Source organism: Flavobacterium sp. 102, from assembly GCF_003634615.1.
In the GTDB taxonomy this organism is placed as follows: domain Bacteria; phylum Bacteroidota; class Bacteroidia; order Flavobacteriales; family Flavobacteriaceae; genus Flavobacterium.
In genome coordinates, this window is record NZ_RBKX01000001.1 from 2,816,825 (window position 1) to 2,840,716 (window position 23,892).

Annotated in this window: 27 protein-coding genes; 17 read left to right on the forward strand and 10 right to left on the reverse strand. The window is 36.1% G+C overall.

Translation table 11 applies throughout. The annotated features are described in order from the left end of the window. The first annotated feature begins 76 nt into the window (after positions 1 to 76). A complete protein-coding gene (locus C8C84_RS12225; protein WP_121313915.1) occupies positions 77 to 538 on the forward strand; it encodes a hypothetical protein in 462 nt (153 codons plus the stop codon). A 182-nt stretch (positions 539 to 720) separates the two neighbouring features. Here the strand turns inward: C8C84_RS12225 and C8C84_RS12230 are convergent, their stop codons facing one another. Both C8C84_RS12230 and C8C84_RS12235 read right to left on the reverse strand, forming a co-directional pair. Then, on the reverse strand, positions 721 to 1,143 hold the full coding sequence (locus C8C84_RS12230) for a hypothetical protein (RefSeq protein ID WP_121313916.1): 423 nt from the start codon (positions 1,141 to 1,143) through the stop codon (positions 721 to 723). A gap of 224 nt (positions 1,144 to 1,367) precedes the next feature. Further along, positions 1,368 to 1,739, reverse strand: coding sequence for a hypothetical protein (locus C8C84_RS12235; protein WP_121313917.1), 372 nt, complete (start codon positions 1,737 to 1,739; stop codon positions 1,368 to 1,370). A 164-nt stretch (positions 1,740 to 1,903) separates the two neighbouring features. Here C8C84_RS12235 and C8C84_RS12240 point away from each other — a divergent pair, with 164 nt between their 5' ends. The 16 genes from C8C84_RS12240 (at position 1,904) to C8C84_RS12315 (ending at position 16,449) form a co-directional block, all read left to right on the forward strand. Beyond that, positions 1,904 to 2,125, forward strand: coding sequence for a hypothetical protein (locus C8C84_RS12240; RefSeq protein ID WP_121313918.1), 222 nt, complete (start codon positions 1,904 to 1,906; stop codon positions 2,123 to 2,125). Between the two features lie 57 nt (positions 2,126 to 2,182). Further along, a complete protein-coding gene (locus tag C8C84_RS12245; protein WP_121313919.1) occupies positions 2,183 to 2,755 on the forward strand; it encodes a hypothetical protein in 573 nt (190 codons plus the stop codon). A gap of 240 nt (positions 2,756 to 2,995) precedes the next feature. After that, on the forward strand, positions 2,996 to 5,839 hold the full coding sequence (locus C8C84_RS12250) for a PAS domain S-box protein (RefSeq protein WP_121313920.1): 2,844 nt from the start codon (positions 2,996 to 2,998) through the stop codon (positions 5,837 to 5,839). A gap of 294 nt (positions 5,840 to 6,133) precedes the next feature. Continuing rightward, complete coding sequence (locus tag C8C84_RS12255; RefSeq protein WP_147406851.1) at positions 6,134 to 7,864, forward strand: HAMP domain-containing sensor histidine kinase; 1,731 nt, start codon at positions 6,134 to 6,136, stop codon at positions 7,862 to 7,864. A 24-nt stretch (positions 7,865 to 7,888) separates the two neighbouring features. After that, positions 7,889 to 8,527: a response regulator transcription factor gene (locus C8C84_RS12260; RefSeq protein ID WP_121313922.1), complete on the forward strand. Its 639-nt coding sequence runs from the start codon at positions 7,889 to 7,891 to the stop codon at positions 8,525 to 8,527. A 342-nt stretch (positions 8,528 to 8,869) separates the two neighbouring features. Continuing rightward, positions 8,870 to 9,202, forward strand: a complete 333-nt coding sequence (locus tag C8C84_RS12265) for a DUF4870 domain-containing protein (RefSeq protein WP_147406852.1) — start codon at positions 8,870 to 8,872, stop codon at positions 9,200 to 9,202. A 44-nt stretch (positions 9,203 to 9,246) separates the two neighbouring features. After that, a complete protein-coding gene (locus tag C8C84_RS12270; RefSeq protein ID WP_121313924.1) occupies positions 9,247 to 9,630 on the forward strand; it encodes a hypothetical protein in 384 nt (127 codons plus the stop codon). Positions 9,631 to 9,855: 225 nt separating this feature from the next. Further along, complete coding sequence (locus tag C8C84_RS12275; protein ID WP_121313925.1) at positions 9,856 to 10,272, forward strand: DUF5004 domain-containing protein; 417 nt, start codon at positions 9,856 to 9,858, stop codon at positions 10,270 to 10,272. Positions 10,273 to 10,359: 87 nt separating this feature from the next. Then, the gene (locus C8C84_RS12280) at positions 10,360 to 11,208 is read left to right on the forward strand and encodes a L,D-transpeptidase (RefSeq protein WP_121313926.1); all 849 of its coding nucleotides are present in this window, start codon (positions 10,360 to 10,362) and stop codon (positions 11,206 to 11,208) included. 100 nt (positions 11,209 to 11,308) lie between these two features. Continuing rightward, a complete protein-coding gene (locus tag C8C84_RS12285; protein ID WP_121313927.1) occupies positions 11,309 to 11,854 on the forward strand; it encodes a GNAT family N-acetyltransferase in 546 nt (181 codons plus the stop codon). A 41-nt stretch (positions 11,855 to 11,895) separates the two neighbouring features. Then, the gene (locus tag C8C84_RS12290; RefSeq protein WP_233549792.1) at positions 11,896 to 12,372 is read left to right on the forward strand and encodes a response regulator transcription factor; all 477 of its coding nucleotides are present in this window, start codon (positions 11,896 to 11,898) and stop codon (positions 12,370 to 12,372) included. Positions 12,373 to 12,455: 83 nt separating this feature from the next. Continuing rightward, complete coding sequence (locus C8C84_RS12295; protein WP_121313928.1) at positions 12,456 to 12,989, forward strand: DUF4199 domain-containing protein; 534 nt, start codon at positions 12,456 to 12,458, stop codon at positions 12,987 to 12,989. Between the two features lie 85 nt (positions 12,990 to 13,074). After that, positions 13,075 to 13,467, forward strand: coding sequence for a DUF1801 domain-containing protein (locus C8C84_RS12300; protein WP_121313929.1), 393 nt, complete (start codon positions 13,075 to 13,077; stop codon positions 13,465 to 13,467). Between the two features lie 82 nt (positions 13,468 to 13,549). Next, on the forward strand, positions 13,550 to 14,116 hold the full coding sequence (locus C8C84_RS12305; RefSeq protein ID WP_121313930.1) for an NfeD family protein: 567 nt from the start codon (positions 13,550 to 13,552) through the stop codon (positions 14,114 to 14,116). 10 nt (positions 14,117 to 14,126) lie between these two features. Then, a complete protein-coding gene (locus C8C84_RS12310) occupies positions 14,127 to 15,662 on the forward strand; it encodes a flotillin family protein (protein ID WP_121313931.1) in 1,536 nt (511 codons plus the stop codon). Positions 15,663 to 15,774: 112 nt separating this feature from the next. After that, positions 15,775 to 16,449, forward strand: a complete 675-nt coding sequence (locus tag C8C84_RS12315; protein WP_121313932.1) for an SGNH/GDSL hydrolase family protein — start codon at positions 15,775 to 15,777, stop codon at positions 16,447 to 16,449. Here the strand turns inward: C8C84_RS12315 and C8C84_RS12320 are convergent. From C8C84_RS12320 to acs, 8 genes are all read right to left on the reverse strand, one after another. Next, a complete protein-coding gene (locus C8C84_RS12320; RefSeq protein ID WP_121313933.1) occupies positions 16,410 to 16,943 on the reverse strand; it encodes a 4'-phosphopantetheinyl transferase superfamily protein in 534 nt (177 codons plus the stop codon). The genes C8C84_RS12315 and C8C84_RS12320 overlap by 40 nt on opposite strands. Beyond that, positions 16,940 to 17,194, reverse strand: coding sequence for an acyl carrier protein (locus C8C84_RS12325; protein WP_121313934.1), 255 nt, complete (start codon positions 17,192 to 17,194; stop codon positions 16,940 to 16,942). The genes C8C84_RS12320 and C8C84_RS12325 overlap by 4 nt, the downstream gene beginning before the upstream one ends. Further along, positions 17,187 to 18,464: a beta-ketoacyl synthase gene (locus C8C84_RS12330; RefSeq protein ID WP_121313935.1), complete on the reverse strand. Its 1,278-nt coding sequence runs from the start codon at positions 18,462 to 18,464 to the stop codon at positions 17,187 to 17,189. Before C8C84_RS12330 ends, C8C84_RS12325 begins: the two co-directional genes overlap by 8 nt. 1 nt (position 18,465) lies before the next feature. Further along, positions 18,466 to 18,897: a 3-hydroxyacyl-ACP dehydratase FabZ family protein gene (locus C8C84_RS12335; protein ID WP_121313936.1), complete on the reverse strand. Its 432-nt coding sequence runs from the start codon at positions 18,895 to 18,897 to the stop codon at positions 18,466 to 18,468. 1 nt (position 18,898) lies between these two features. Next, entirely contained in the window at positions 18,899 to 19,951 is a 1,053-nt protein-coding gene (locus C8C84_RS12340) for a type III polyketide synthase (RefSeq protein WP_121313937.1), read from the reverse strand. Then, positions 19,948 to 20,661 carry a methyltransferase domain-containing protein gene (locus C8C84_RS12345; RefSeq protein ID WP_121313938.1) on the reverse strand — a complete coding sequence of 238 codons (714 nt, stop codon included), beginning with the start codon at positions 20,659 to 20,661 and terminating at the stop codon, positions 19,948 to 19,950. Before C8C84_RS12345 ends, C8C84_RS12340 begins: the two co-directional genes overlap by 4 nt. Next, positions 20,662 to 21,792 (reverse strand): NAD(P)/FAD-dependent oxidoreductase, encoded by a 1,131-nt coding sequence (locus tag C8C84_RS12350; RefSeq protein ID WP_121313939.1) that lies wholly within the window; start codon positions 21,790 to 21,792, stop codon positions 20,662 to 20,664. Positions 21,793 to 21,906: 114 nt separating this feature from the next. Continuing rightward, entirely contained in the window at positions 21,907 to 23,814 is a 1,908-nt protein-coding gene (gene acs, locus C8C84_RS12355; protein ID WP_121313940.1) for an acetate--CoA ligase, read from the reverse strand. Positions 23,815 to 23,892: the final 78 nt, after the last annotated feature.

Sequence of the window (23,892 nt, forward strand, 5' to 3'; positions counted from 1 at the left end):
GAAATCATTAGTAATAAATCGTCTTCCATTGCAAACCTAGCAAAGTCCCAATAAATACTTCAAAAAAAATACTTAAATGCAATCCATCGAATCTAGAATTAGAAAATTATATATTGGCTCAGTAGTTTTTATTCATATTATAGCTTTTACAATAATTACAATAAGTGCAACTTATTTGCGAGATATTTTCTACGTTGAAAAAAGAATAACAGCTGGAGTTATTATTGCCTCAATGTTAATTTACATTATCTCAGTGTGGAAAGGAGTAATGAATCCTAAAAAAATCATTGTAAACACAAATTGTATAAAAGTTTACAATGCTAAATCTTCCTATGAAATAGCATTTTCAGAAATAGATAAAATACAAAAGGAAAAAACTCAAATATTTAGAACACATGGTGTGCCTTTAACAGACGGTTTTATATACAGTAAAATCATTTTAAAGCAAGGAAAAACTTTAATAATTTCTCCAGATAAATTTGATAATTATACAGAAATAATGGCTTTTATTAATGTCCAAATAAATAATCGTACTTAACATAAGAGACGTTTATTGTATCTCCTATGGCTTTCCTCAAACAGTTTCAACCCTTACTAACTTCAATTAACCCCTGACAAAACCCGAAAAGTACTGAACAAATTCAAAAAATGGCCTTCGCCAACTCAAGCTGTCACAAGTGCTAAGCAAAAAATTAAATTATAAACCTCAGTTATACTTACTTATTCAGTATAATCTTTACTTCGTTCCCCCTGAATATACATCTTTAAACTATTAAAATGAATCGTAAAAGGCACCGTTTTCCAATGCTGTTCCTCTTCCGTCTCCGGGTTGGTATATTGGTACCAAAGTGTGTAAGCCACATTGTCAAAACCTTTACTAAATATAGGCACACCGGCTTCGTCACATTCAATACCCCAAGTCACCGCTTTTTTGGGTTGTTCATGCAGTTGGTAAAAACCCGCACCATTGCCATTTAATTCCACCGTAGGTTCAGCTCCTTTAAAGAAGTAGGTACCGGTAATCGGATAATCAATGTTAGTCGTGAGGTAATGAATGCCATCTTTGGCTTCAATCTTGGTTTGAGAAAAACTGTTAACTGCAAAAAACAGTAAAACAGCAAAGAGTAAATTTTTTGACTTCATAGTTTTACGTTTACTTTAAAATAAAAATAAAAACTATTCCAAGCCATTCATCGTTGCCATACAATTAGTTATGAACAGATTGAAGAGATAAATGTTGATTTCTTTGGAAAAGATAAGGGAAAGGATAAAAAGCATATCGCTGACAAACTTATCCCTTATACCTTTTCACTTTTCACTTATCCCTTATCCCTTTTCACTTATCCCTTTTCACTCTTTACTCCTTCTTACTTCTCCGCCTTAGTAGATTTCCCTACTGTTAAGAAGATATGTCGTTCGGGCGAACGAAACTCAATTTTAGTCTTGGCATTATTCACTTTCATAGTACTTTCTCCTCTATCATTTTTCAAAGTATAAATGGTATAATTTGAATCCGCTTGGGTTGCCGTAATTTGATATTCAAACTTGATCTCGGTGAGAAAAAAAACGACTTCTTTCTTATCAGGATCTAAAAACAAAAACGAATACTCATTCCCTTTTTGATCGCATTGTCCTTCCTTCAATGGCTTTTCATCGATGCAATACTCTTGCACGTTAAAAACTTGTTTTTGAGCATAAACTCCTGAAGTAAGCAACAACAGTAAGATTAGATTTTTCATAGTTTCTTTTTTATCATTTGGGAAGAGATAAACAAAAGTCAAGCCAAAGAAAGCAATAGGCAATAGGAATCAATAAATAGGAAACTTATAATTTATAACTCCTTACATATAACTCTTTACTCCTATTTTCTCACTACCTTAGACCGAATCAAATAAGTAAAAAGATGGATGTTAGAAAAATAATAGGAGCGATATTAATTCTCATTAGTTTGGGTGTTGGTTATTTAGGTTTTAAGACCATGTCTGAAAGCAGTAATTCGGTTAAAGTTTTAGGAGTAAACATTGAAGCCTCGAATGAAACCGGTAAACGAAAAGGTTATATGTATATAGGATTAGCCATCGTGCTTTTTGCAGGCGGAATCTATACCATCAATAAATCTAAATAGAGAATTATTTGTTCGGCTATAAGTATTTTTTGTAATTTTATTACAAACTAATAACCAATGAAAAGAGTCTTCTCCCTTTTGATCCTCTTAGCCCTATTCAGTTGCAAAAAAACCGAAGAAACAGAAATTCCTGCGGAAGAAATTGTCGTGACTGATAGTCTCATCACTGAAAAGCCTAGCGAATTATTTGGAACTATTTACAGAAACATAACTGAAGTGGCATCATTAAAAGAATATGAACACCAAGCAGGCTCTATCATTGAAAAAGTTAAAGATGCAAACGGAGACTATAAATATGGACTCTCGCAATATGGTAATGATAAAAACTATATACTCCTTTTTGATGAACTAATAAGAGAAGCCAACAATCCTAAACCAAAATACAAAATCCTTGACACCTTAAACATCTCAAAATTAAGTATTGAAGAAAATATCGCTATTTGTACCTGCCGACACAATAAAATTCCCGATTCAGAAATAATTGCCATTGTTAAAAGTCAAGCCAATGACGGTATAGAATTTTATACCAACATTGTCAAAGCTTGGCGCGCTGATACCAAAACCCAAAAAATAGTTCCGATAGAGGATTTAAAAGGAATAGACTGCATCAATGAAGGCTATGGCCTTTAAAACCTCATCATTTTGTATTAAAAAAAGTGTCTTGTGTAATATTAAGTCTATTAAAATCCTTTTGAGGATTCACTTAATTATCTTACCTTCGCACTTTGCGACTTATATCTAATTCATCTGCAAACCGTTAAACTATCTAAACGCCAATTCTTCACCTTAGATAATAATACCCACAAGAAAACCTGAACCATCAGCTTGCCTTGACTCCCAAATAAAGCTGAAAATAATATTATAGTGAGAATGATATTAAAAAATAAAATAAGGGCGTCCCAAAAGTTATATCTGTTGGTATTCATACTGTCCCTTTTTATTATTGGGATAGGTTTTTATGGTATCAATGAAATGCGAAAAATGAATCGGCAGATGCAAACACTCTATGCCGACCGAATGATTCCATTGGAACAACTGAACAATATCCGCTATGCCTACTTAGACGGGATCATTGCTTCAGCCGAACAGATACATGCCAAACAATTTTCAAATGCAATCGCTTTACAGCAAATAGAAACTTCCCAAAAGAACATTAAGGTCAATTGGGAAGCCTACCTCAAAACTTATCTGACGCCGGAGGAAACTATCCTTGTTGATCAAACGGAGGTTTTAATGAAACAATCAGATGATATCGTAGAACAATTCAAGTTGGCACTACAACAAGAAAATGAAGCGGCACTGAACAACCTCATCAAAAACAAACTATACATTACTATAAATCCGCTGATTGCCCAGTTGGATGCCTTAGTTAGTATTCAGATTAAAGTGGGCCAAAAATTGTATGAAAACAACAACGAGGTTTATGAATCCGCTAATAAAAAATTTCTTTTCTTAATTGCCCTCTCTTTGGGTTTTGCCCTACCCTTTTCATATTATCTAATCAGAAATGTAAACGGTTTAATTAAAAATTTACGTTTGAAGAATGTCGAAATTACCCAAAGCGAAGAAAAGTACCATTCGATATTGGAACATGCCGGTGATGCTATTTTTATCATCGCAGAAGACAATGCTATTATTGATGTAAACCATTGTGCCTGTGAATTACTGGGATATAGTGAGGAAGAATTGTTGCGCAAAAAAACCTCTGAACTAAATGCCTCAGATCAATATACCGCCATCGAAGACCAGTGGAACCAACTGCGACAGAATACTGTATTGATGGATGAACGTTTTTTATTAAAAAAAGACGGAACCATGGTGGAAGTGGAAATCAGCAGAAAGATTTTGGCTGACGGCAAAAGTTATATCGCTATTGTTCGTGACATTACCGAGCGAAAAAGAGCGAAAGAACAACTAAAAACATACAAACATTTTTTTTACAACAGTAATGATCTAGCCAGTATCTCTAATACTGACGGCTATTTAGAAATTGTGAATCCACAGTTTGCCAAAATCTTGGGCTATACTGAAGAAGAATTGAAAAAAAACAAAGTATTTCATTTTATTCATCCCGAGGATATTGAAGCTACCACACAGGAAATTGAAAAACTAAAATTAGGAATAGACACGATCAACTTTGTAAACCGTTATCGCAAAGCCGATGGTAAATATTTGTGGTTTGAATCCAATGCTACTGTAGATCCGAATAACGGAAAACTATACTCGATTACCAGAGACATTACCGAACGAAAAAAGACAGAAGATTTATTACGCGAATCAGAGATTCGGTTTTCAAAAGCTTTTAAATCAGCTCCGGTATCTATCATTGTCAGCCGAATCAGTGACGGAACGTTATTTGAAGTTAATGAAGCTACCGAAAAACTCCTCAACTATACCCGAGAAGAACTGATTGGGAAATCGACTACCGAATTAAATATATGGGTCAATGAAAACGACAGAGACTTTTTAGTTAATGAACTCGCAGAAAAAGGTCAATTACACGGTCACGATTTCCGATTTCGCGCCAAAGGCGGAAAAACAGTAATAGTCAACTCGTCTACTGAACTAATAGAACTCGGTGGCGAGCAATGCTTTTTGTGTGTTCTGGTAGACATCACCGAGCGCAAAGAAATAGAAGAATCTCTAAAAATCAGTGAGAAGAAATACCGGAACATTTTTGAGAATGTACAAGATGTCTTTTATCAGGCTAATCTTGACGGCAAAATTCTCGAAGTAAGTCCTTCTGTAGAAACTTATATCGGGTATAAACGTGATGAATTGATAGGCAGTTTAACCGAAAATTTTTATTGGGATTCAAGTGACAGAGAAAAAATCTATCAAGTGTTACAAGAGCATTTCAAAATCATGGATTATGAATTCCTGTTGAAATCAAAAACAGGCGAACCAATTTACGTTTCACTCAATGCCCGATTAATAACAGGTGATGAGAATACGGAAACCCACGTGGATGGTGTATTGCGAAATATAACGGAAAAAAAGAAAATCGAGCTGGAAAGAGAAAAAATGGTAACGGATATACTACACCGTAATAAAAAATCGGAAGAGTTCTCGTTTATTGTTTCTCATAACTTGCGTGCTCCGGTAGCCGCCATTATTGGCATCACCAAAATGCTAAACAGCAATCCTACCGTAGCCGAAAGAATAGAATTAGAACAATCTTTAGTCACTTCTGCCGAAAAATTAGATCAGATCATTCGAGTGCTTAATGAAGTTTTACAGATTCGAACCCAAATTACAGAAAGCAAGGAAGATGTGGTTTTCTCAGAATTGATTAGCCAAATTAAATCGGGTATTTTTCATCTAATTCCGTGTGAAAACACGCAAATCATTACCGATTTTACTGCGACAGATACTATCTTTTCTCTAAGAAGCTTTATAAAAAGTATTTTCTATAACCTAATCTCCAACAGCATCAAATTCAAACAAACCGATAAAGACATTATCATTTGGATAAAAACATCGGTAGAGGATGAAAAGGTACGCATCCATTTTAAAGACAATGGAAGGGGTTTGGATTTGGATAAATTCGGTAAAAAAATATTCAATCTATACGAACGATTCCACTTGGATATTGAAAGCAACGGAATTGGATTGTTTATGGTAAAAAACCAAGTGGAAATCCTAGGCGGAACCATAAGTGTTGAAAGCCAACCCGGCATCGGAACCGAATTCATTATTGAACTGCCAATTTAAATACACTTTAAAACAATAAAAAGTTGCTGTAATTCAACTCTTTAAAAACAAAAAAATAGCATTAACCAAAGTGAGTAACTTCTAAAACAACCAGTACAACAACCTGATTTTTATTTTAATTCATCAATCTGATTTGTCGAACATATTCTACAATCAACATTCAAATGTATTACAGACAAATAGTTGAAAGAGGGCTATTTTTGTTTAATAATTAAATTAAAAAATTATTTTTGCCGCCCCAAGTCTTTAGCATTTGTTTCAACCTACAACAAACAAATAGTAAAAAGCTCCATATTGAACTCAATCTATCTTAAAAAACTAAAGTTTCAAGATCGAAAAGTTGTGCATTACACGTTGTTAGCGTGTATCATTCTTTTACAAATTCTTGCTATTCTCATTTGGTACAACGAAACCATTAATGAAGACAAGATTGCCGCGTCATTTGACACTATTGACCAAGCCAATCAAGTCAGTCAATTTACCGGTAACGTGAACAATGCCATTATTAAATCACAAGAACATTTCAACAATTACATCACCAGTAATGATCAAAATTCGTTGAATAATTATTTAGCTTCCTTAAAAGAAACAAGTGCATTTATTGACAGCATAACTGTTACCACTAAAAACCATAAGGAATTCAAAACTCTTTTGGCGAAGAGAAATAAGGCTGCTACTGAAATCCATTTGATAAAATCATCTATTGATTCTATCCTTAACAGCCAACTTTATCCAAAGCAGCATGAAGTGGCTGCACCTTTTAAATTCGAAAGTCTTAACTATAACAAAGTCTTAGACAGTGTTGACACCAATACTTCCATAAAAATTGACAGCATTTCGAGAAAAGGATTATTGACGCGATTAGTAGATGCTTTTTCGGGAAAAATTGAAATTCAGAAAGAACAATTGAACACGGTTGTCACCATGAAATACAAGGACAAAGTCGTCACCGGAACGCTCGAAGAGCAAATGAAATTTTTGATTTTAGCCAGTAACAAATATTATGCAATAGAGTTCAACAAACTAAAATCAGCTTTCTTAAACCTACGAAAAAAAGACTTCGAACTGGTGAAGTTTAATAGCGAATTACTTTTATTAAGTCAAGCCACTTTACCCGATTTCACCAATGCGGCCAATGATTTAAAATTGAACAGTCAGCACAACTTAAAAAACCAATTTGAAACCAACAAAGCCATTCGGAATTATTCGATAGTAGCGGTTATCATTTTAATGTTTATAGTATCACTTATCTTGTTCGGATTCACGCGTTTGGCATTTGAATATGAAAAAAGGTTGACTACTGCGCAGGAAAAAATTCGACAAAGCTTGAATTTCAAAAACCGAATTATGGGCATGATAAGCCACGAAATTCGTTCACCGCTTAGTCTTATTGCTATTTACAGTAAAAAGATAAGTGCTTCCGTCAAAGAGGAAGAAGTAAGAGCAACTTTTAAGTCTGTTGAATTTACCACCAATTCCTTATTGTTATTGTCCAATCAAATTTTGGAATATTCTAAAGACGAGCATCACAAGCCGGAATTAAAACACAAGAATTTTTTGCTTAAAACGGAAATCGGTCAAATCATTACCGCGATGACTTCCTTGGTAGAAAGTAAAGGCAATAAATTAAGTTTAAATTCTGATTTAAAGGCCGATTATGAAGTGTATTCCGATGCGACTAAGATTCACCAACTTTTCTACAATATCATTGGCAATGCCAATAAGTTTACTGATAAAGGTCAAATCAAAGTCAACATACAACAAGACAATGTTTCAGATTACGAAGTGAATTTAAAAGTCACTATTGAAGACAACGGCATAGGAATTGCTCCAAATGATTTAGAAAATATTTTTGAATCGTATTACCAAGGAACCATTTCTGCCAAAGTAAATGATTTAGGGGTTGGTTTAGGGTTAAATCTTTGCAAAGAAATTATCGAACTTTTTGAAGGAGAAATTAACATTGAAAGCAAGATAGGTAAAGGAACTAAAGTGATGTTTAATTTGATTTTAAGCAGAGTATAAAATGTAACGTAACGCATAATTAAAATGAAAACCACTCAAAATTTTACCTTTTTAATTGCCGATGATCACAGCATTGTCAGACAAGGCGTTTCTTTATTGATTAAAGAGTTGTTTTTTAGTGCCAAAATACATCAAGCCGGAAACTTCAAAGAAACACTGAAAGTACTCAGAGAAACTCCGATCGATTTGCTAGTGCTCGATATTAACTTTCCAGACGGCAACAGCCTGAATATTATTGCCGACATCAAAGCCATTCAACCCGATTTAAAAATATTGATATTATCAGCTTATGACGAAGATATTTATGCACTTCGTTATCTCAATGCCGGTGCTTCCGGTTACTTGAATAAAGGCAGTAACGAAGAAGAAATGAAGCAAGCGCTAAAAAGCATGATTCTTTCGGGCAAATACATTACACAAAATATCAAAGACAGAATTTTGGATTCCTATATTTCTAAAAAACCCATCAATCCTTTAGAGCTTTTATCCAACAGAGAAGTTGAAGTCGCCCGACTATTAATCAAAGGTTATGGCAATATGGAAATTGCAGATCAGTTACAAGTAAAAAAATCAACTGTAAGTACTTTTAAAAACAGAATTTTTGAAAAATTGGAAATCAACAACCTAGCCGATTTAATCGATTTGTTCCAATTGTATAATTAAATAAAATCTAATTTTTGTTTCCGAAAATTAGTTTACTAGTCTAACCCATTAGTACGAAAAGCAACCTCAACGGTTGCTTTTTTTGTAGAAGCAATTCTACAATAAACCCTTGCCAATTCTACAATTAACTCCTGTTTGCTGCTTTAGATTTGTTCCTGCGAAATCATGGATGGTATAGTAGTAGCCATGATGTAGTAAGTAGTTTTATTAATGATTGTGGGTAATCCTTAAAATCCCATCGGCTAGCAAAATAGCTCACTCTATTTAGTCAATGGGATTTGAAAGGATTAATGAAATGGAAAATTAAAAAACTATCCCTCAAATTTTGACGTAGATAGACCAATGATGCACAGAAAAACCATTTCAGTAATAAGCTACATCACCATCATCGGTTGGATAATTGCTTATAGGGAATATGAAAAAGGAGCTAAATCTTCTTTGGCTAAATTCCATTTGGAACAGTCTTTTGGATTGGCTGTCATTGTAGTTGTGTCCAATATTATAATGATGATACCTGTTTTTTTCGACTCGTTCTTCATCTTATTGCTAATTATTAACAACATGGGATTGGTGATACTTTGGATTGCCGGATTAATAAGTGCCTATCATGGTGTGAGACTACCATTGCCATTTATTGGATTTTATTTCAAAGATAAGTTTCGATTTATCCAATAGTTAACCGTCCCATTTTTTTCTAATGATATATAAGTCTCCAAATTATGATTGATCAAATTAACCAACTAATCGCTATAAACCTGATGCTTTTGTTCAATTCAAAGCATCAAATTATAGTGTTGCCTGATTTCAGAGACAGTGCAGGAAAGCCACTTCCGGGTGCTAAAATGTTGGCGGAAATAATGCAGCAAAAAGACTTGATAAAAAACTTTTCCGAAAATGAATTCCGCTATGAGTTAACCGAACTGGGAAAATACATCGCCGAAAATGATGGTTGGTTAGTTTATATAGAAAGACAAAAAAAGGTAGAAAATCAAAATCCTTTTGAGGTATCAGGAATGCCAAAAAGAAAAAAAATACACCTCGAATTAATTGTTGCCGGGATAATCATAGTCTTCTTAAGCTGTTTGATTGTGTCCTGCATATAAAATCCTGTTTGCCCTTTGATCTAGATAGTAGTATCTAATCTAATAAAGCTCTGATAGCCTACACTATTGGGGCTTTTTTTTATTAAAAAAAAAGGTACTAAGATGCTAAGTTTTTGAAGTACGAAGTGAAAATATAACTAAAACTTACTATCACCTTGAGCACAATAGAATTACTTGAATTTTACAATATTTTTATATCTTAGCTCTATCGAAAAACCAAAATTAATGAAAACCCAATTCCTACTCTTAGCCTTTCTATTTACTTTTGCCTCAGCGCAAAGTCAAACCATAAACGAAGCTTTGATTACCGGTAAATGGAAAGTCAAAAAAGCTACTGCACTCAAAGATGCGGACAAACCCGAAACCAAAGAACTGGTAACCGGTTTTCAAAAAGCAACTTATAGCTTCAATGAAGATCACAGCTTTACCTTTGAAAGTAAAAGCTCCGCTAAAATGTTAGAACAACTCGAAAAATTGTTCCAAAATAACCAATGGATTTTTGATAAAAAGAAAAAACAAATCAAAGTCGGACTGAAAAAGGAAGGGTATTCAAACATGACTTTTATAGTGCGAACAGAAGAAAAGAAAATCATCTTCTTTATTGAAGATGCGCAGATTGAAATGGTCATGAAAAAGCAATAATTGTCTTGCCAGGCAACTGTGAATCTCATAACAATTTACCAAAATTTTATAACACTTTATTCAACACAGTAATTGAATTTTACTGCTATGAAAAAGTACATCATAGTGGCAATTATAGGTTTAGTATTATGGTCTTGTAAACAAGAGCCAAAAAACGTTGTTATCAAAAAAACAGCACCCGAAAGACGTCAACCTAAAACTGTAGCTTACCAGTGGCAAAAAACCAAAGAATGGTTAGCCACAACATCAGACAGTAGCGCAATTAAGATTGCTTTGATAGCTAACCGAACCGATGTGGCCAATTTTGTAAAAATGGATTCGGTTATCATTCCAACCGATTTGACAGGTGATATTGAGTTTTACCTTCCGTTTCCATTCAAAGTAAAAGCTTTAGAAGAAGTGAATAAAATCATCTTTTTTTCTTATCCTTCGCAGACTTTTGCGACTTACGAAAAAGGAGAATTAACCCATACCGGACCAACCAATATGGGAAGGAAAGCAGATAAAACTCCAACCGGACTTTTCTTTACTAACTGGAAAGCCGAAGAAACCACCAGTACTTTCAACGATGAGTGGGATTTAAAATGGAATTTTAATATCGCTAATAAATTAGGTGTCGGATGGCACCAATACGAACTGCCCGGTTATCCGGCATCGCATTCCTGTTTGAGACTACAGGAAAAAGATGCCAGATATCTTTATGAATGGGCAGATCAGTGGGTATTGTTAGACGACAATACCATTTCTATTAAAGGGACGCCTGTGATTGTTTTTGGCTCCTATGATTTTGACGCGCCAAAACCTTGGTCGCAACTGGTTGCCAATCCCAAAGCACTAGCCATATCAGAGAAAGAAATCACAAAACAGGCAACCCCTTTTTTAAAAACTATTTTGACCGAACAGCAAAAAAGAGTCAAATACCAAGGAAAAAAATAAGTCCAAAATCAGATACCACAATTGCGAAAGAGGCATTCTGAAAAGGATGTCTTTTTTATAAAGAGAATTGTGTATTTTAGTGGCATTCAACTTTACCAAGATGCACACTTTTGAAATAATTACTACAGAAAGACTTTTATTGCGAAAGCTATCTCCTGAAACGTTTGACTTTATTTACCAAAATTATTCCGATGATGAATTGCTTGTATTCTTGGGATTGACAAAACCAGAAGCTTTGGTCATCGAAAAAGAAAAGTACCGCAAAGGATTGGCTACTTTCAACAAAACCTATCTTTATTTTCAGCTTTTAGACAAAACTAACGAGAAAATTATCGGTTGGTGCGGCTATCACACTTGGTATTTAGACCACAACCGCGCGGAAATCGGCTACGGATTATTTGACGATAATTTCAAGCAAAAAGGATTGATGAGCGAAGCGATGAAAGCCATACTTCATTATGGTTTTGGCTCAATGAAACTCCATCGCGTAGAAGCTTTTATCGGTAAAGAAAACGAGGCTTCTCTTAATCTTGTCAAAAAATTTGGCTTTACTTATGAAGGCCATTTAAGAGAGCACTATTTCACGAACAATCAAATGGAAGACTCGCTAGTGTTTGGGTTATTAAAACACGAATATCTAAACTGACGTAATTATTCCCTATTTTTGGGTAAATCAATTCCACCATTTTGCTTAAACTAAAACCATACAAAGAAATCATCAGCTATGCTATAGCCATGGGTTTATTGCTTTTGTTATTGCGTTGGCTGGAATTTCGCTTTTTGATTTTAGAACATCAATACGAAATCTACATCGGGATTATCTCTCTACTCTTTTTGCTTTTTGGTATTTGGTTGTCCAATAAAGTAACCAAACCCAAAGTAAAAACCATAGTAGTCGAAAAAGAAGTTCGAGTGCCCATAGATAACTTCATTCTAAATGAAACCGAATTACAACAAAGAAACATCAGCAAACGAGAACTCGAAGTGTTAACTTTAATGGCACAAGGAATGAGCAATCAGGAAATCGCCGAACAGTTGTTTGTTTCACTCAACACTGTAAAAACACACAGTGCTAAACTCTTTGAAAAACTTGAAGTCAAGAGAAGAACACAAGCGATAGAAACTGCCAAAAAACTACAACTCTTGCCTCCTACTTTAGGATGATATTTTAAAAATCACCCGAAAGGATGAGCATGAAGACAGTACAAACACTAACCTTTGCATCCTAATCAATAACTTTTTATATAATGAAAAAAATTATTATTACTAACGGACTTATTGCCGGTGCTATCGTAGCCGCTTTTATGGTGTATGGCACTATTCAAATGAACAAACCCGACTTTGAGCCAAGTATGGTTCTGGGCTATGCCGGAATGCTTATTGCTTATGTCTTTGTCTTTTTAGGCATTAAAAATTACCGTGACAATCACAACAACGGTGTCATTACTTTTGGAGAAGGTTTTAAAATTGGAATGCTTATCTCTTTAATTGCGTCAACCATTTATGTCGGCGTTTGGTTAATCGAATATTACTGCTTCTTCCCTGACTTTATGGAAAAATTCACTGCCATGAGTCTCAAGAATCTTGACAAAACTACCATGACAGCAACTGAAATCAAAGCTAAAACCGATGAAATAAACATGTTTAAAGAATGGTATAAAAACCCAATCATGGTTATCTTACTGACTTATGCAGAAATATTGATTCCAATAGGATTATTGGTTCCGGTAATTAGTGCCTTAATCTTAAAACGAAAATCAGTGTCTAAAGAAACAATCTAACAATAGCCCATTTTATTTAAATCAAAATCATCCTCAAAACTTCTTGAGGATTTTTTTATATATTTATAAAACCAAAACTCAACACATGCATCCTGATATTCAAAACTACTATAACACTCAAGAACCAGAGTACAAAGTTATTTGCGACAAACTAGCCGAAATTATTCTTAAAAATTTACCCGAAGCCGAAAACAAAGTCTGGCACTCGCATCCTGTTTGGTTTATAGACGGTAATCCGATTGTTGGTTACGATAAATTAAAAAATGGTCTTCGGCTAATGTTTTGGAGCGGCGTTACCTTTGAAGAAAAAGACTTAAAACCGGGAACCGGAAAGTTCAAAGATGCTTCAATCACTTATACCTCAATTGATCAGCTCAATGTTGAAGATATTGAACGTTGGCTTCAAAAATCAAAAAATATTCAATGGGATTATAAAAATATTGTCAAGCGAAAAGGCGTCTTAGAACGACTGAAATAAATAAAATTCTTTTTACAAAACAGAATTTGTAACCTTTTAAAAATTTGTGCGTATAATCAGCATAATCTCAAAAAAAACCTCCATGAACTTTTTAGAAAACTACGACCCTTTACTTAGAGCGTTTTGGTACATTGCACTTCCGGTTAGTTTGTTTTTTGTATTGCAGACCGTAATGACCTTTATGGGCGTTGGCGGTGAAGATATAGAAACCGAATTAGAATCCGAAGGTCATCATAGTACTGACACACCTTTCGAATTATTTACCCTTAGAAATCTGATTAATTTCCTTTTAGGATTTAGCTGGAGTGGTATTTCCTTTTACGATTCCATTACCAACAAAACCATTTTAGTTGTAGTGGCTTTTTTAGTCGGGGTTGTTTTCGTAGCCTTGTTCTTTTTTACCATCAAGCAAATGATGCGTTTGAATGAAAACAATTCCTTCTCTTTAGCCAAAACCATCAACCAAACCGGAACAGTTTATTTAACCATTCCTGAAAAAAAATCGGGCAAAGGTAAAATCCAAATCAGTATCAACGGTTCTTTTCACGAACTCGATGCCTTAACCGAAAATGACCGTATCGAAACCGGAACGATGGTTAAAGTCATCAAAATAGAAAATAATGCAGTTCTAATTGTAGAAAAAATCTAATCCTTTACATATGTCACAAATCATTATCATTGTTGTCTTAGTTGTAGTGCTTTTTGTAACCATTACAACCTTAATTTCTCGTTACAAACGTTGTCCTTCCGACAAAATATTAGTCATCTACGGAAAAACAGGCGGTACTTCTGCCAAGTGTGTTCACGGTGGTGGTGCTTTCATTTGGCCGGTGATTCAGGATTACGCTTTCTTGGATTTAAAACCGATTTCTATTGAAGCCAATTTGACCAATGCGCTGTCAAGACAAAACATTCGTGTTGACGTTCCGTGTCGATTTACCATTGCCATTTCAACTGAAACCGACAGTATGAATACCGCAGCGGAACGTTTATTAGGATTAGCACAGGAGCAAATTCAGGAATTAGCCAAAGATATCCTTTTTGGTCAATTGCGTTTGGTGATTGCTACCATGACCATTGAAGAAATCAACTCTGACCGTGATAAGTTCTTAGATAATATTTCTAAAAACGTCGATTCTGAATTGAAAAAAATCGGTTTGAAATTGATTAACGTAAACGTTACCGACATCAAAGATGAATCTGGTTATATCGAAGCTTTGGGTAAAGAAGCGGCTGCAAAAGCGATTAACGAAGCTAAAATTTCGGTTGCCGAGCAAGAAAAAATCGGGGAAACCGGTAAAGCCTTGGCAGATCGTGAAAAAGACGTTCAAATAGCCGAAACCCACAGAGATCGTGACGTTAAAATTGCGATTACCAATAAAGACCGTGAAGTTAGTATTGCGTCTGCTTTTAAAGATGAAAGTATCGGTAAGGCTGAAGCCGAAAGAGATACGCGTGTAGCGACTTCAGAAGCCAATGCTATTGCGATTCAAGGAGAAAACGAAGCCAAAATTGCCATTGCACAATCGGAAGCCGCGCGTCGTGAAAAAGAAGCTGAAGCGTTGCGTATCGCCTTAGCCTCAGAAAAAGTACAACAAGCGAAAGCGTTAGAAGAATCTTATTTGGCCGAACAAAAAGCAGAAGATGCACGTGCCGACAGAGAACGCGCTACTCAAAATGCCAACATCGTAATTCCGGCCGAAATTGCCAAGCAAAAAGCCATCATTGATGCTCAGGCAGAAGCTGAAAGAATTCGTGAACAAGCCAAAGGTGAAGCAGATGCCATTTTTGCCAAAATGGAAGCCGAAGCCAAAGGTTTATACGAAATCTTAACCAAGCAAGCTGAAGGTTACAAAGAAGTGGTTAGCGCCGCAGGTGGTGATCCGACAAAAGCCTTCCAATTATTGTTGATTGAGAAATTACCTGAGTTGGTTAAAACCCAAGTGGAAGCGGTTAAAAATATCAAAATTGATAAAATTACCGTTTGGGATTCGGGCAACAACAGCGATAACGGAAACGGTTCTACCGCCAATTTTGTTTCGGGTATGATGAAAACCGTACCGCCATTGAATGACTTATTCAACATGGCCGGATTAAATCTTCCAACCTATTTAAAAGGCGAAGACACGGTTGAAGAAGTAAAATCAGAAATTGTTGAGGAAAAACCAAACAATACCGAAAAAAAAGAAAAATAACCTAAATTTTTACTTCATTCATTTCTCTAAAATCTTTATTCTTAAGGTTTTTCAAGAAATGGATGAAGTTTTTTTTGAATATAGAATTACCAAACTGTAAACGCACTAATTAATGAAATCGCTTCTTAAGGTTCTATTTTTACTAACGTTGATTGTCAATACGACCAATGCAATAAGCCAAAACGATTACAATAACGATTGGGCTAACTTAAAAAAGTATGAAATGGAGAATAAATCGGTTATACCTGCCAAAAATTCGGTGGTTTTTATGGGTGATTCCATTACTGAATTCTGGAAAACCACCAGTCCAAATTTCTTTACTTCTCATCCTTTTATAGATCGAGGCATCAGCAGCCAAACCACTTCACAAATGCTGCTTCGATTTCAGCAAGATGTTATCAGTTTAAAACCTTCGACCGTAGTAATATTGGCCGGAATCAATGACATAGCAGAAAATACCGGTCCGATAACCCTTGAAGCTGTTTTTGAGAATATAGAATCAATGGCTGAATTGGCTAAAACCAATAAAATAAAAGTTGTATTATGTTCGGTTTTGCCTGCTAATCATTTTTATTGGAACCCAAAAATTGAACCTGCCGATAAAGTCGTAGCCTTAAATAAAATGATTAAGGATTATGCCCAAAAAAACAAAATTCCTTTTGTCGATTATTATTCGGCAATGGTTGATGATAAAAAAGGATTGCAGAAAAAATACGGTGAAGACGGAGTACATCCCAATGTAACCGGCTACAAAAAAATGGAATCTATACTGCTGAAATTTTTATAAAAAGCTAAACTTTTTTTTTCAGCTTCCAAATAAACTATGCGTGCAAATCTTCCGTGGTGCGTAATTGATGCCGGATGAAACTTGCCTTCGGCCAAATCAAACCAATTGGGAATCCCGTTTTTCTTTTGAATCGCCTCTCGACTTTCCAAATGTTGAATAGCCATAAATCTATCTTTTGAAGTAACGGCGATAGTATAAATAAAATCGGGCGTGATTTGCGTTTGTGTGTAATAATGATGGGTTCCTAAAATTACTTCATCCTCTTCACAAACAAACCTTTTCGGATTAAAAAAGCGTTCTCCGGTTTGACGATTGTAGATTTTATAAGCCGCTTCTTTCCTACTCCACAAATTCCAAACTATCTGTTCGGGATTATTGGAAGTTAAGATAAGTTCTTGTTCATTCCCAGTAAAGATCTTGTCCAAAAAACCTTTTCGCTGCCAATTGCTTTCTTTTTTGGCTTTCGCCAAATCTACAATGTCATTCCCTATCATTTCTCTGCCAATTTAGTCTCAATGATTTCTATCGTCGCTTTAATGCTAATCATTTTCTCCATCGCCAAATTGTCAATGTCAATTCCGAAAGCGTCTTCGACATCCAAAACGATATCGACCAAATTCGCTGAATTAATCTGCAAATCGGTAATAAAATCAGTTTCTTCAGTGAGATTCTCAAACGCTTCCTGATTGTTTACAAAAGGCTTTACAATAGTCTTTAATCTTTCGATTATGTCTTCTTTAGTCATAGTGGTATTTTTTAAATAGTACGCAGGCGTTTACATCACCAAAACCAAAACTCGCTTTGGCTACTATATTTAATTCTTTTTTAATGAGTTGCTGTGGAATTCGGCTTTCGCCAATAATGGCCGTAATCTCAGGATGTAAATCTTCGCAATTGATGTTCGGAAATATAAAACCGTGGTGCAATTGCAACACCGAAGCCACACTTTCCAAACTGCCGGAAGCCGACAAACAATGGCCAACCATCGATTTCAACGAATTGATATACGGAAAATTATCTCCGTTTAAATGCAAAGCTTCACTCCAATTTTGGATTTCCAAACCATCTTTAGCCGTTGCTGTCAAATGACCGTTAATCGTGTCAATCTCAATTGGGTCTACATTCGCATTTTTCAACGCCTCGGTAATACATCTTTTCACCGCTGTGGCATTTGGTGCTGTCATCGTTCCGCCACCACGTTGTCCACCGGAATTGATGTTGCCACCTAAAACTTCCGCATAAATCTTGGCACCGCGTTCTAAAGCACTTTCTAAATCTTCTAAAACCAAAGCACCGGCGCCGCTTCCCGGAACAAATCCTGAAGCTGTAGCTGACATTGGTCTGGAACCTTTTTCAGGAGTGTCGTTGTGTTTAAAGGTACAAACTTTCATGGCGTCAAATCCACCCCAAATATAAGGTCCGGAATCGCTGGTACTTCCTGCCAAAATGCGTTTGGCTTGTCCCAACTTGATTCGATCATACGCCATCAAAATACTTTCGGTTCCGGTTGTACAGGCGGAAGAATTCGTCGTGACTTGGTTTCCTAAACCTAACTTTCCGCCGATATAAGCACTGACACCGCTGTTCATGGTTTGCGCCACGGCGGTACTGCCTAATCTTCGGGTTTGCAATTCATCAATCTTATAAATGCTTTCGCGAAATTTGTCAATCCCCGAAGTTCCGGTGCCGAAAATAGTTCCGCTATCCCAATCGGGTTCGTCATTAATTTCCATTGACAAACCGGCGTCTTTCCATGCGTCTATTCCGGCAATTACACCGTATAAAATCCCGGACGAATTGAAATTGCGCAATTCCAATTCGGTGAAATATCGTAAGGATAGTTCGGTTGATATCACAGGTTTTCCGGCTATTTGACAAGAGAATTGCAATCGTTCCAATTCAGTGTCATGGCTAATTCCCGAAATGCCGTTTTGAATCGCATGGGTAAACGCAGGAAGTCCGACTCCGTTTGGAGCGACAATTCCCAGGCCTGTTATAACAACTCTTTTGTTCATTTTATGTTTTGATTATTCCGGCAATGGTACCTTGGCAAACTGTTTCTTCAGCTTCATTTAACATCTTTACTTGACACTTTAACTTACCAAAACGGAAATACATTTTCTCGGAAATCACAATTACTTTTTCTTTGGGATAAACCGGTTTTAAAAATTCTATTTGACTTGAGGTTAAAGCGATTACACTATTTTTAGTAAATTCATTATTTAGCAAATAAATCCCCAGACACACTACGCCTATTTGCGCCATGGCTTCGGTTAAAATCACACCCGGCGTCACCGGATGGTCTTTGAAATGTCCTTTATAAAAATCTAAATGCTCATCAAATATATAACTGCCTTCTACTCCGTTTTCATCGATATGGATAATTTCATCCACAAACAAAAACGGTTTGGAATAAGGCAAGCTGATTATGATTTCTTCTTTGGTCATTTTAAAATTCTAATAAAATACGTTGCGCTGAAAATCCCGGACCAAAACTCAGCATCAATCCTTTTTCTCCTTTTGCAGGTTGGTTGTCCATAACACGTTCTAAAACATACAATACTGTCGCGCTCGACATATTGCCATACAATCGCAACACTTCTTTAGTATCGTCAATATTTTTACCTAAAGCACCGAATAAATCTTCCACCGTTTGCACTATTTTTTTGCCACCGGGATGAAAAATTAAATGGTTGATATCTTCCATCTTCAACTTATTTTTGGCCAAAAACGGATGAATGATATCCGGGAAATGAGCCGAAATAGTTTCAGGCACTTCGATATCCAATACCATTTGCAAACCCATATTGGTGAGTTTAAAACCCATCATATGAATGTTGTCATAGAAATGATACATCGATTCATCTACAATTTCCGGTCCTTCATCGGCTTCATGTGACGACAACAAAACACAAGCCGCACCGTCGCCAAAAATAGCAGCACTGACCACATTCGCCATCGAATAATCATTCAGCTGAAACGTTGCGGTTGGACTTTCAACTGCAATTACAGCAGCTCTTTTCCCCGGATTGGCTTTTAAAAATTCTTTGGCATAAATCATTCCCGAGATTCCTGCTGCACAGCCCATTTCGGTTACCGGTAAACGCACGATGTCTTGGCGCAATTGTAGTTTGTTTATCAAATAAGCATCGAGTGACGGAATCATGATTCCGGTGCAACTTACTGTAATGATATAATCTAAATCGGTTGGTTTCCAAGCCGCTTTTTCTAGAGCTTTAACCAAAACCTTTTCGCCCAAATCAATCATTTCTCGCACGTAAATATTATTTCTAGATTCAAAAGAAGTATTGGTAAAAACTTCAATCGGATCCATGATAGAATAGCGTTTGTCAACCATCGCACCTTCAAAAATTTTTCTAACTTTCCGAATAAAGCGTTCGTCCTGACCAAAAAGCCAAGCGTCAAGATAAGGCAGAATTTCTTCCGTATTTCTTGAGAATTGAGGCAATTGTTTGGCAACCGTTTTGATTTTTACACTCATGATTTTTGGATAATCCACTGGTAGCGAAACGCCCATTTCCAGTAAATCGTATAATTTATTAACTGTAATTTTTTTGAATATTGTTCTAATTCGCTTTTTTTAAATCCGCGTAGAATGGACACCAAACCGTCTTCTCTTGACATGTCATTTAATTGAAAAACAAAGCACAAAGCCTGAAATAATCTATAAGCTATTGCGCTTCGGTGCAAATCATTAATCACAATTCCAACCCTGGCATTTTCATAAAACACTTTTACCAAACTCAGAATTTCTTCGTCTTTGAAATGGTGTAAAGTCAAAGTACACAAAACTATGTCATAATGCCTGGATTTGAATTCGGCTTCGAAAATATCTTCGCATTCGTAGCTAATATTTCCATATTCTTTTGATAAAGTTTTCGCATGACTAATGGTAAACGCATTGGCATCGATTCCAATTAAACTAAAACTATAATTGTTCTCTTTTCCATATTCTGCCAAAGCCCGCAACATATCACCATTACCGCAACCGATGTCGACTATGGATATTTCTTTATCTTTTGAAATAACTTTGAGCAATTGTTGAACACCTTGTAAAGTTAATTGGTTACCTCCTAAAAGCCGATTAATTCGGGCAATCTTATCCAATGCATCGCGCAACGTTTCGCCTTCTAAGGCAAAGTCGTCCATGATTTCGGTGGCATTGGTTCGGTATTTAGTGTTAATACTCATTTAGGCGGAAATAGTTATCGGTTGACCATGCGTTTTTTTAATAATCATTGGCAACAAAAATGGCGCTATCATTACTATACGAAATACGATATGGGATAGTTTAGGTTTCAAAAGTATATTCGCCAACAGTCTTCCGGTTTTCAAACGGCTTTTGAAGGTTTGGTTCCAATGTTGGGTATAATTTTTTTCCAATTGTGCTCTCGTTTTTATTCTCTGATGAATATAATCATCAATCACTTCAGCCGCAATTTTGGCACTGTGAATCGCCATCGCCATTCCGTTTCCACACAACGGATGAATTAATCCGGCGGTGTCGCCAATCATCAAAATGTGATTTTCAACCGGAAGTTTTGGTTCAAATGAAATTTGGCTGATGGTTAACGGCTTTTCGAAAAGCAATTTAGTATTTTTAAAAATGTTTTTTAAATGCGGATTTTGCTCAAGAGCTTCCTTTTGGTACCCATCACTATTCTTATGTTCTTTGAAAGTTTTGTAACTCGCTAAATAACAAATGTTGATTCGGTTGTCTTCTACTTTAGAAACGCCGCAATAACCGCCTTTGAAGTTGTGCAAACCGACAATATCATTGGGAAAACTGCCTTCGTAATGGGCTTTTACAGCCAACCAAGGTGATTTTTGTTGGATAAAATTTCGGTTCAATTGGATATCGATATTAGACCGTTTGCCAAAAGCACCAATCACTAAATCAGTTTGAATTGTAGTTCCGGATGACGTTATAATCGTAAATTTGCCATTGTCGAAATGGATATTTTCTACACTTTCGTGAATAACGTGGCAACCATCGGCTAATGCTTTTTGATACAAAAAATTATCCAGAGCATATCGGCTTACACCAAATCCGCCCAAGGGCAAAACAGTATTGATGGTTTTCCCTGAAACGGTGGAAAATTGTAGTTTACTGATATCGGTAGGCCTTAAATCTTCTACAGCAATGTTTAACCATTGGAAATAAGGTACGACTTCATTCGAGATATATTCGCCACAAACTTTGTGTTTTGGATAAGTATTTTTTTCTACTAAAGTCACGGCAATATTCAGCTTTCGCAAGTGAATTGCAGCCGTCAAGCCTGCTAAACCACCGCCAATAATTACTACTTTACTCTGATTCATAACAAAGTAAATTTAGCGAAATGATCGCAAGTATTGTTATATAATTCTGTTAAAGTGATTTATGATTTAGCGGAATTAAAAAACGCCAATTCGATTGAATTGGCGTCTTGCTTTTTATAATTTCCCGGTTTTAATCTCTTCGACTATTTCAGGATTCAACAGTGTAGAGATGTCACCAAAGTTAGAATAATCACCTTCGGCTATCTTTCTCAAAATGCGGCGCATGATTTTACCTGAACGCGTTTTAGGTAATCCTGAAACGAATTGGATTTTATCCAATTTAGCGATAGGTCCGATTTGGTCGGAAATCAATTGGTTAATCTCCTTAGATAAGTTTTCTTGATTACGACTTTCACCAACTTCCTTCAAAATAACAAAACCGTAAAGTGCATTGCCTTTGATATCATGAGGGAAACCAACAATCGCACTTTCTGCAACCGCCGGATGTTCGTTGATAGCATCTTCAATTGGTGCCGTTCCTAAATTGTGTCCCGAAACGATAATCACATCATCTACTCTACCGGTAATTCTGTAATACCCAACCTCATCGCGCAAAGCGCCATCGCCTGTGAAATATTTACCAGGAAAAGCGGTGAAATAGGTTTCTTTATAACGTTGGTGATCGCCCCAAATGGTTCTCGCAATCGATGGCCAAGGGAATTTAATACACAAACTTCCGGTTACTTGATTGCCTTCGATTTCGTTGCGCAGTTCATCCATTAAAACAGGTTGGATTCCCGGTAATGGCAGCGAAGCATATGTTGGTTTTGTTGGAGTCACAAAAGGAATCGGCGAAATCATAATTCCACCGGTCTCGGTTTGCCACCAAGTATCTACCAACGGACAACGCTTTCCGCCTACGTGATCATTGTACCAATGCCAAGCTTCTTCATTGATAGGTTCACCAACTGAACCAATAACTTTTAACGAACTCAAAGGATATTTTTGAACGTAATCCAAACTTTCTTTGGCCAGCGCCCGAATGGCTGTTGGCGCCGTATAGAATTGAGTTATCTTGTGTTTTTCAATGACTTCCCAAAAACGACTGAAGTTTGGATAAGAAGGAACACCTTCGAAAATCACTGTAGTTGCTCCGTTTAATAACGGTCCGTAAAGAATATAGGAATGTCCGGTAATCCAACCGATATCAGCGGTACACCAATAAATATCGTTTTCTTCGTAGTTGAAAATATTTTTGAATGTATAAGCGGTATACACCATATAACCGGCTGTGGTATGCACCATTCCTTTTGGCTTTCCTGTGGAACCCGAAGTATAAAGAATAAACAAAGGATCTTCTGCATCCATGATTTCAGCAACATTGTTTGGAACAGCTTCATCCAGTAATGGTTGTAACCAAAGGTCGCGTCCTTCTTTCATAGTCACTTCGGTATTGGTTCTTTTTACCACCAATACTTTTTCCACAGTCGGGCATTTTTCTAAAGCTTCGTCAACAATTCCTTTTAAGTCGATGGATTTATTCCCGCGGTAACTACCATCGGAAGTGATCACCATTTTACATTCACAATCATTAATACGAGTGGCAACGGCAGAAGCTGAAAAGCCGGCAAAAACCACCGAGTGAACAGCACCGATTCGGGCACAAGCTAAAACGGCTACAGCCAATTCCGGAATCATGGGCAAATAAATACAAACCCTGTCACCTTTTTGAACACCTTGTTCTCGAAGCACATTGGCTAGTTTGGCGACACGAGCATACAATTCGTTATAAGAAATGTGTTGCGCTTCTTCCTCCGGATTATTGGGTTCGAAAATGATAGCAGTTTTATCGCCTCGTCGGGCTAAATGTCGGTCTATACAGTTTTTAGTGATGTTGACTTTGGCATCGACAAACCATTTAAACTTGGCTTGCTGGAAATCAAACTCGAAAACTTTGTCCCATTTTTGGTACCAAGTAAAATTTTCATCGGCTATTCTGTCCCAAAACTTTCGGGGTTCGCGAATAGATTTTTTATACATTTTGAAGTAATGCTCCAGATTCAGTATTTTGTAATAACTCATTGTAAATCTTGTTTATTATCGTTTTGTTTTGTAAATATAAATATTCTATTGGTGTGGTGATTAATTTTCTTGCTAAAT

What these genes read in the sequence shown, in the direction of transcription:
- C8C84_RS12225 (WP_121313915.1), top strand. Translation starts at nt 77, where the DNA reads ATGCAATCCATCGAATCTAGAATTAGAAAATTATATATTGGCTCAGTA.
- C8C84_RS12230 (WP_121313916.1), bottom strand. Translation starts at nt 1,143, where the DNA reads ATGAAGTCAAAAAATTTACTCTTTGCTGTTTTACTGTTTTTTGCAGTT.
- C8C84_RS12235 (WP_121313917.1), bottom strand. Translation starts at nt 1,739, where the DNA reads ATGAAAAATCTAATCTTACTGTTGTTGCTTACTTCAGGAGTTTATGCT.
- C8C84_RS12240 (WP_121313918.1), top strand. Translation starts at nt 1,904, where the DNA reads ATGGATGTTAGAAAAATAATAGGAGCGATATTAATTCTCATTAGTTTG.
- C8C84_RS12245 (WP_121313919.1), top strand. Translation starts at nt 2,183, where the DNA reads ATGAAAAGAGTCTTCTCCCTTTTGATCCTCTTAGCCCTATTCAGTTGC.
- C8C84_RS12250 (WP_121313920.1), top strand. Translation starts at nt 2,996, where the DNA reads ATGATATTAAAAAATAAAATAAGGGCGTCCCAAAAGTTATATCTGTTG.
- C8C84_RS12260 (WP_121313922.1), top strand. Translation starts at nt 7,889, where the DNA reads ATGAAAACCACTCAAAATTTTACCTTTTTAATTGCCGATGATCACAGC.
- C8C84_RS12265 (WP_147406852.1), top strand. Translation starts at nt 8,870, where the DNA reads ATGATGCACAGAAAAACCATTTCAGTAATAAGCTACATCACCATCATC.
- C8C84_RS12270 (WP_121313924.1), top strand. Translation starts at nt 9,247, where the DNA reads ATGATTGATCAAATTAACCAACTAATCGCTATAAACCTGATGCTTTTG.
- C8C84_RS12275 (WP_121313925.1), top strand. Translation starts at nt 9,856, where the DNA reads ATGAAAACCCAATTCCTACTCTTAGCCTTTCTATTTACTTTTGCCTCA.
- C8C84_RS12280 (WP_121313926.1), top strand. Translation starts at nt 10,360, where the DNA reads ATGAAAAAGTACATCATAGTGGCAATTATAGGTTTAGTATTATGGTCT.
- C8C84_RS12285 (WP_121313927.1), top strand. Translation starts at nt 11,309, where the DNA reads ATGCACACTTTTGAAATAATTACTACAGAAAGACTTTTATTGCGAAAG.
- C8C84_RS12295 (WP_121313928.1), top strand. Translation starts at nt 12,456, where the DNA reads ATGAAAAAAATTATTATTACTAACGGACTTATTGCCGGTGCTATCGTA.
- C8C84_RS12300 (WP_121313929.1), top strand. Translation starts at nt 13,075, where the DNA reads ATGCATCCTGATATTCAAAACTACTATAACACTCAAGAACCAGAGTAC.
- C8C84_RS12305 (WP_121313930.1), top strand. Translation starts at nt 13,550, where the DNA reads ATGAACTTTTTAGAAAACTACGACCCTTTACTTAGAGCGTTTTGGTAC.
- C8C84_RS12310 (WP_121313931.1), top strand. Translation starts at nt 14,127, where the DNA reads ATGTCACAAATCATTATCATTGTTGTCTTAGTTGTAGTGCTTTTTGTA.
- C8C84_RS12315 (WP_121313932.1), top strand. Translation starts at nt 15,775, where the DNA reads ATGAAATCGCTTCTTAAGGTTCTATTTTTACTAACGTTGATTGTCAAT.
- C8C84_RS12320 (WP_121313933.1), bottom strand. Translation starts at nt 16,943, where the DNA reads ATGATAGGGAATGACATTGTAGATTTGGCGAAAGCCAAAAAAGAAAGC.
- C8C84_RS12325 (WP_121313934.1), bottom strand. Translation starts at nt 17,194, where the DNA reads ATGACTAAAGAAGACATAATCGAAAGATTAAAGACTATTGTAAAGCCT.
- C8C84_RS12330 (WP_121313935.1), bottom strand. Translation starts at nt 18,464, where the DNA reads ATGAACAAAAGAGTTGTTATAACAGGCCTGGGAATTGTCGCTCCAAAC.
- C8C84_RS12335 (WP_121313936.1), bottom strand. Translation starts at nt 18,897, where the DNA reads ATGACCAAAGAAGAAATCATAATCAGCTTGCCTTATTCCAAACCGTTT.
- C8C84_RS12340 (WP_121313937.1), bottom strand. Translation starts at nt 19,951, where the DNA reads ATGAGTGTAAAAATCAAAACGGTTGCCAAACAATTGCCTCAATTCTCA.
- C8C84_RS12345 (WP_121313938.1), bottom strand. Translation starts at nt 20,661, where the DNA reads ATGAGTATTAACACTAAATACCGAACCAATGCCACCGAAATCATGGAC.
- C8C84_RS12350 (WP_121313939.1), bottom strand. Translation starts at nt 21,792, where the DNA reads ATGAATCAGAGTAAAGTAGTAATTATTGGCGGTGGTTTAGCAGGCTTG.
- acs (WP_121313940.1), bottom strand. Translation starts at nt 23,814, where the DNA reads ATGAGTTATTACAAAATACTGAATCTGGAGCATTACTTCAAAATGTAT.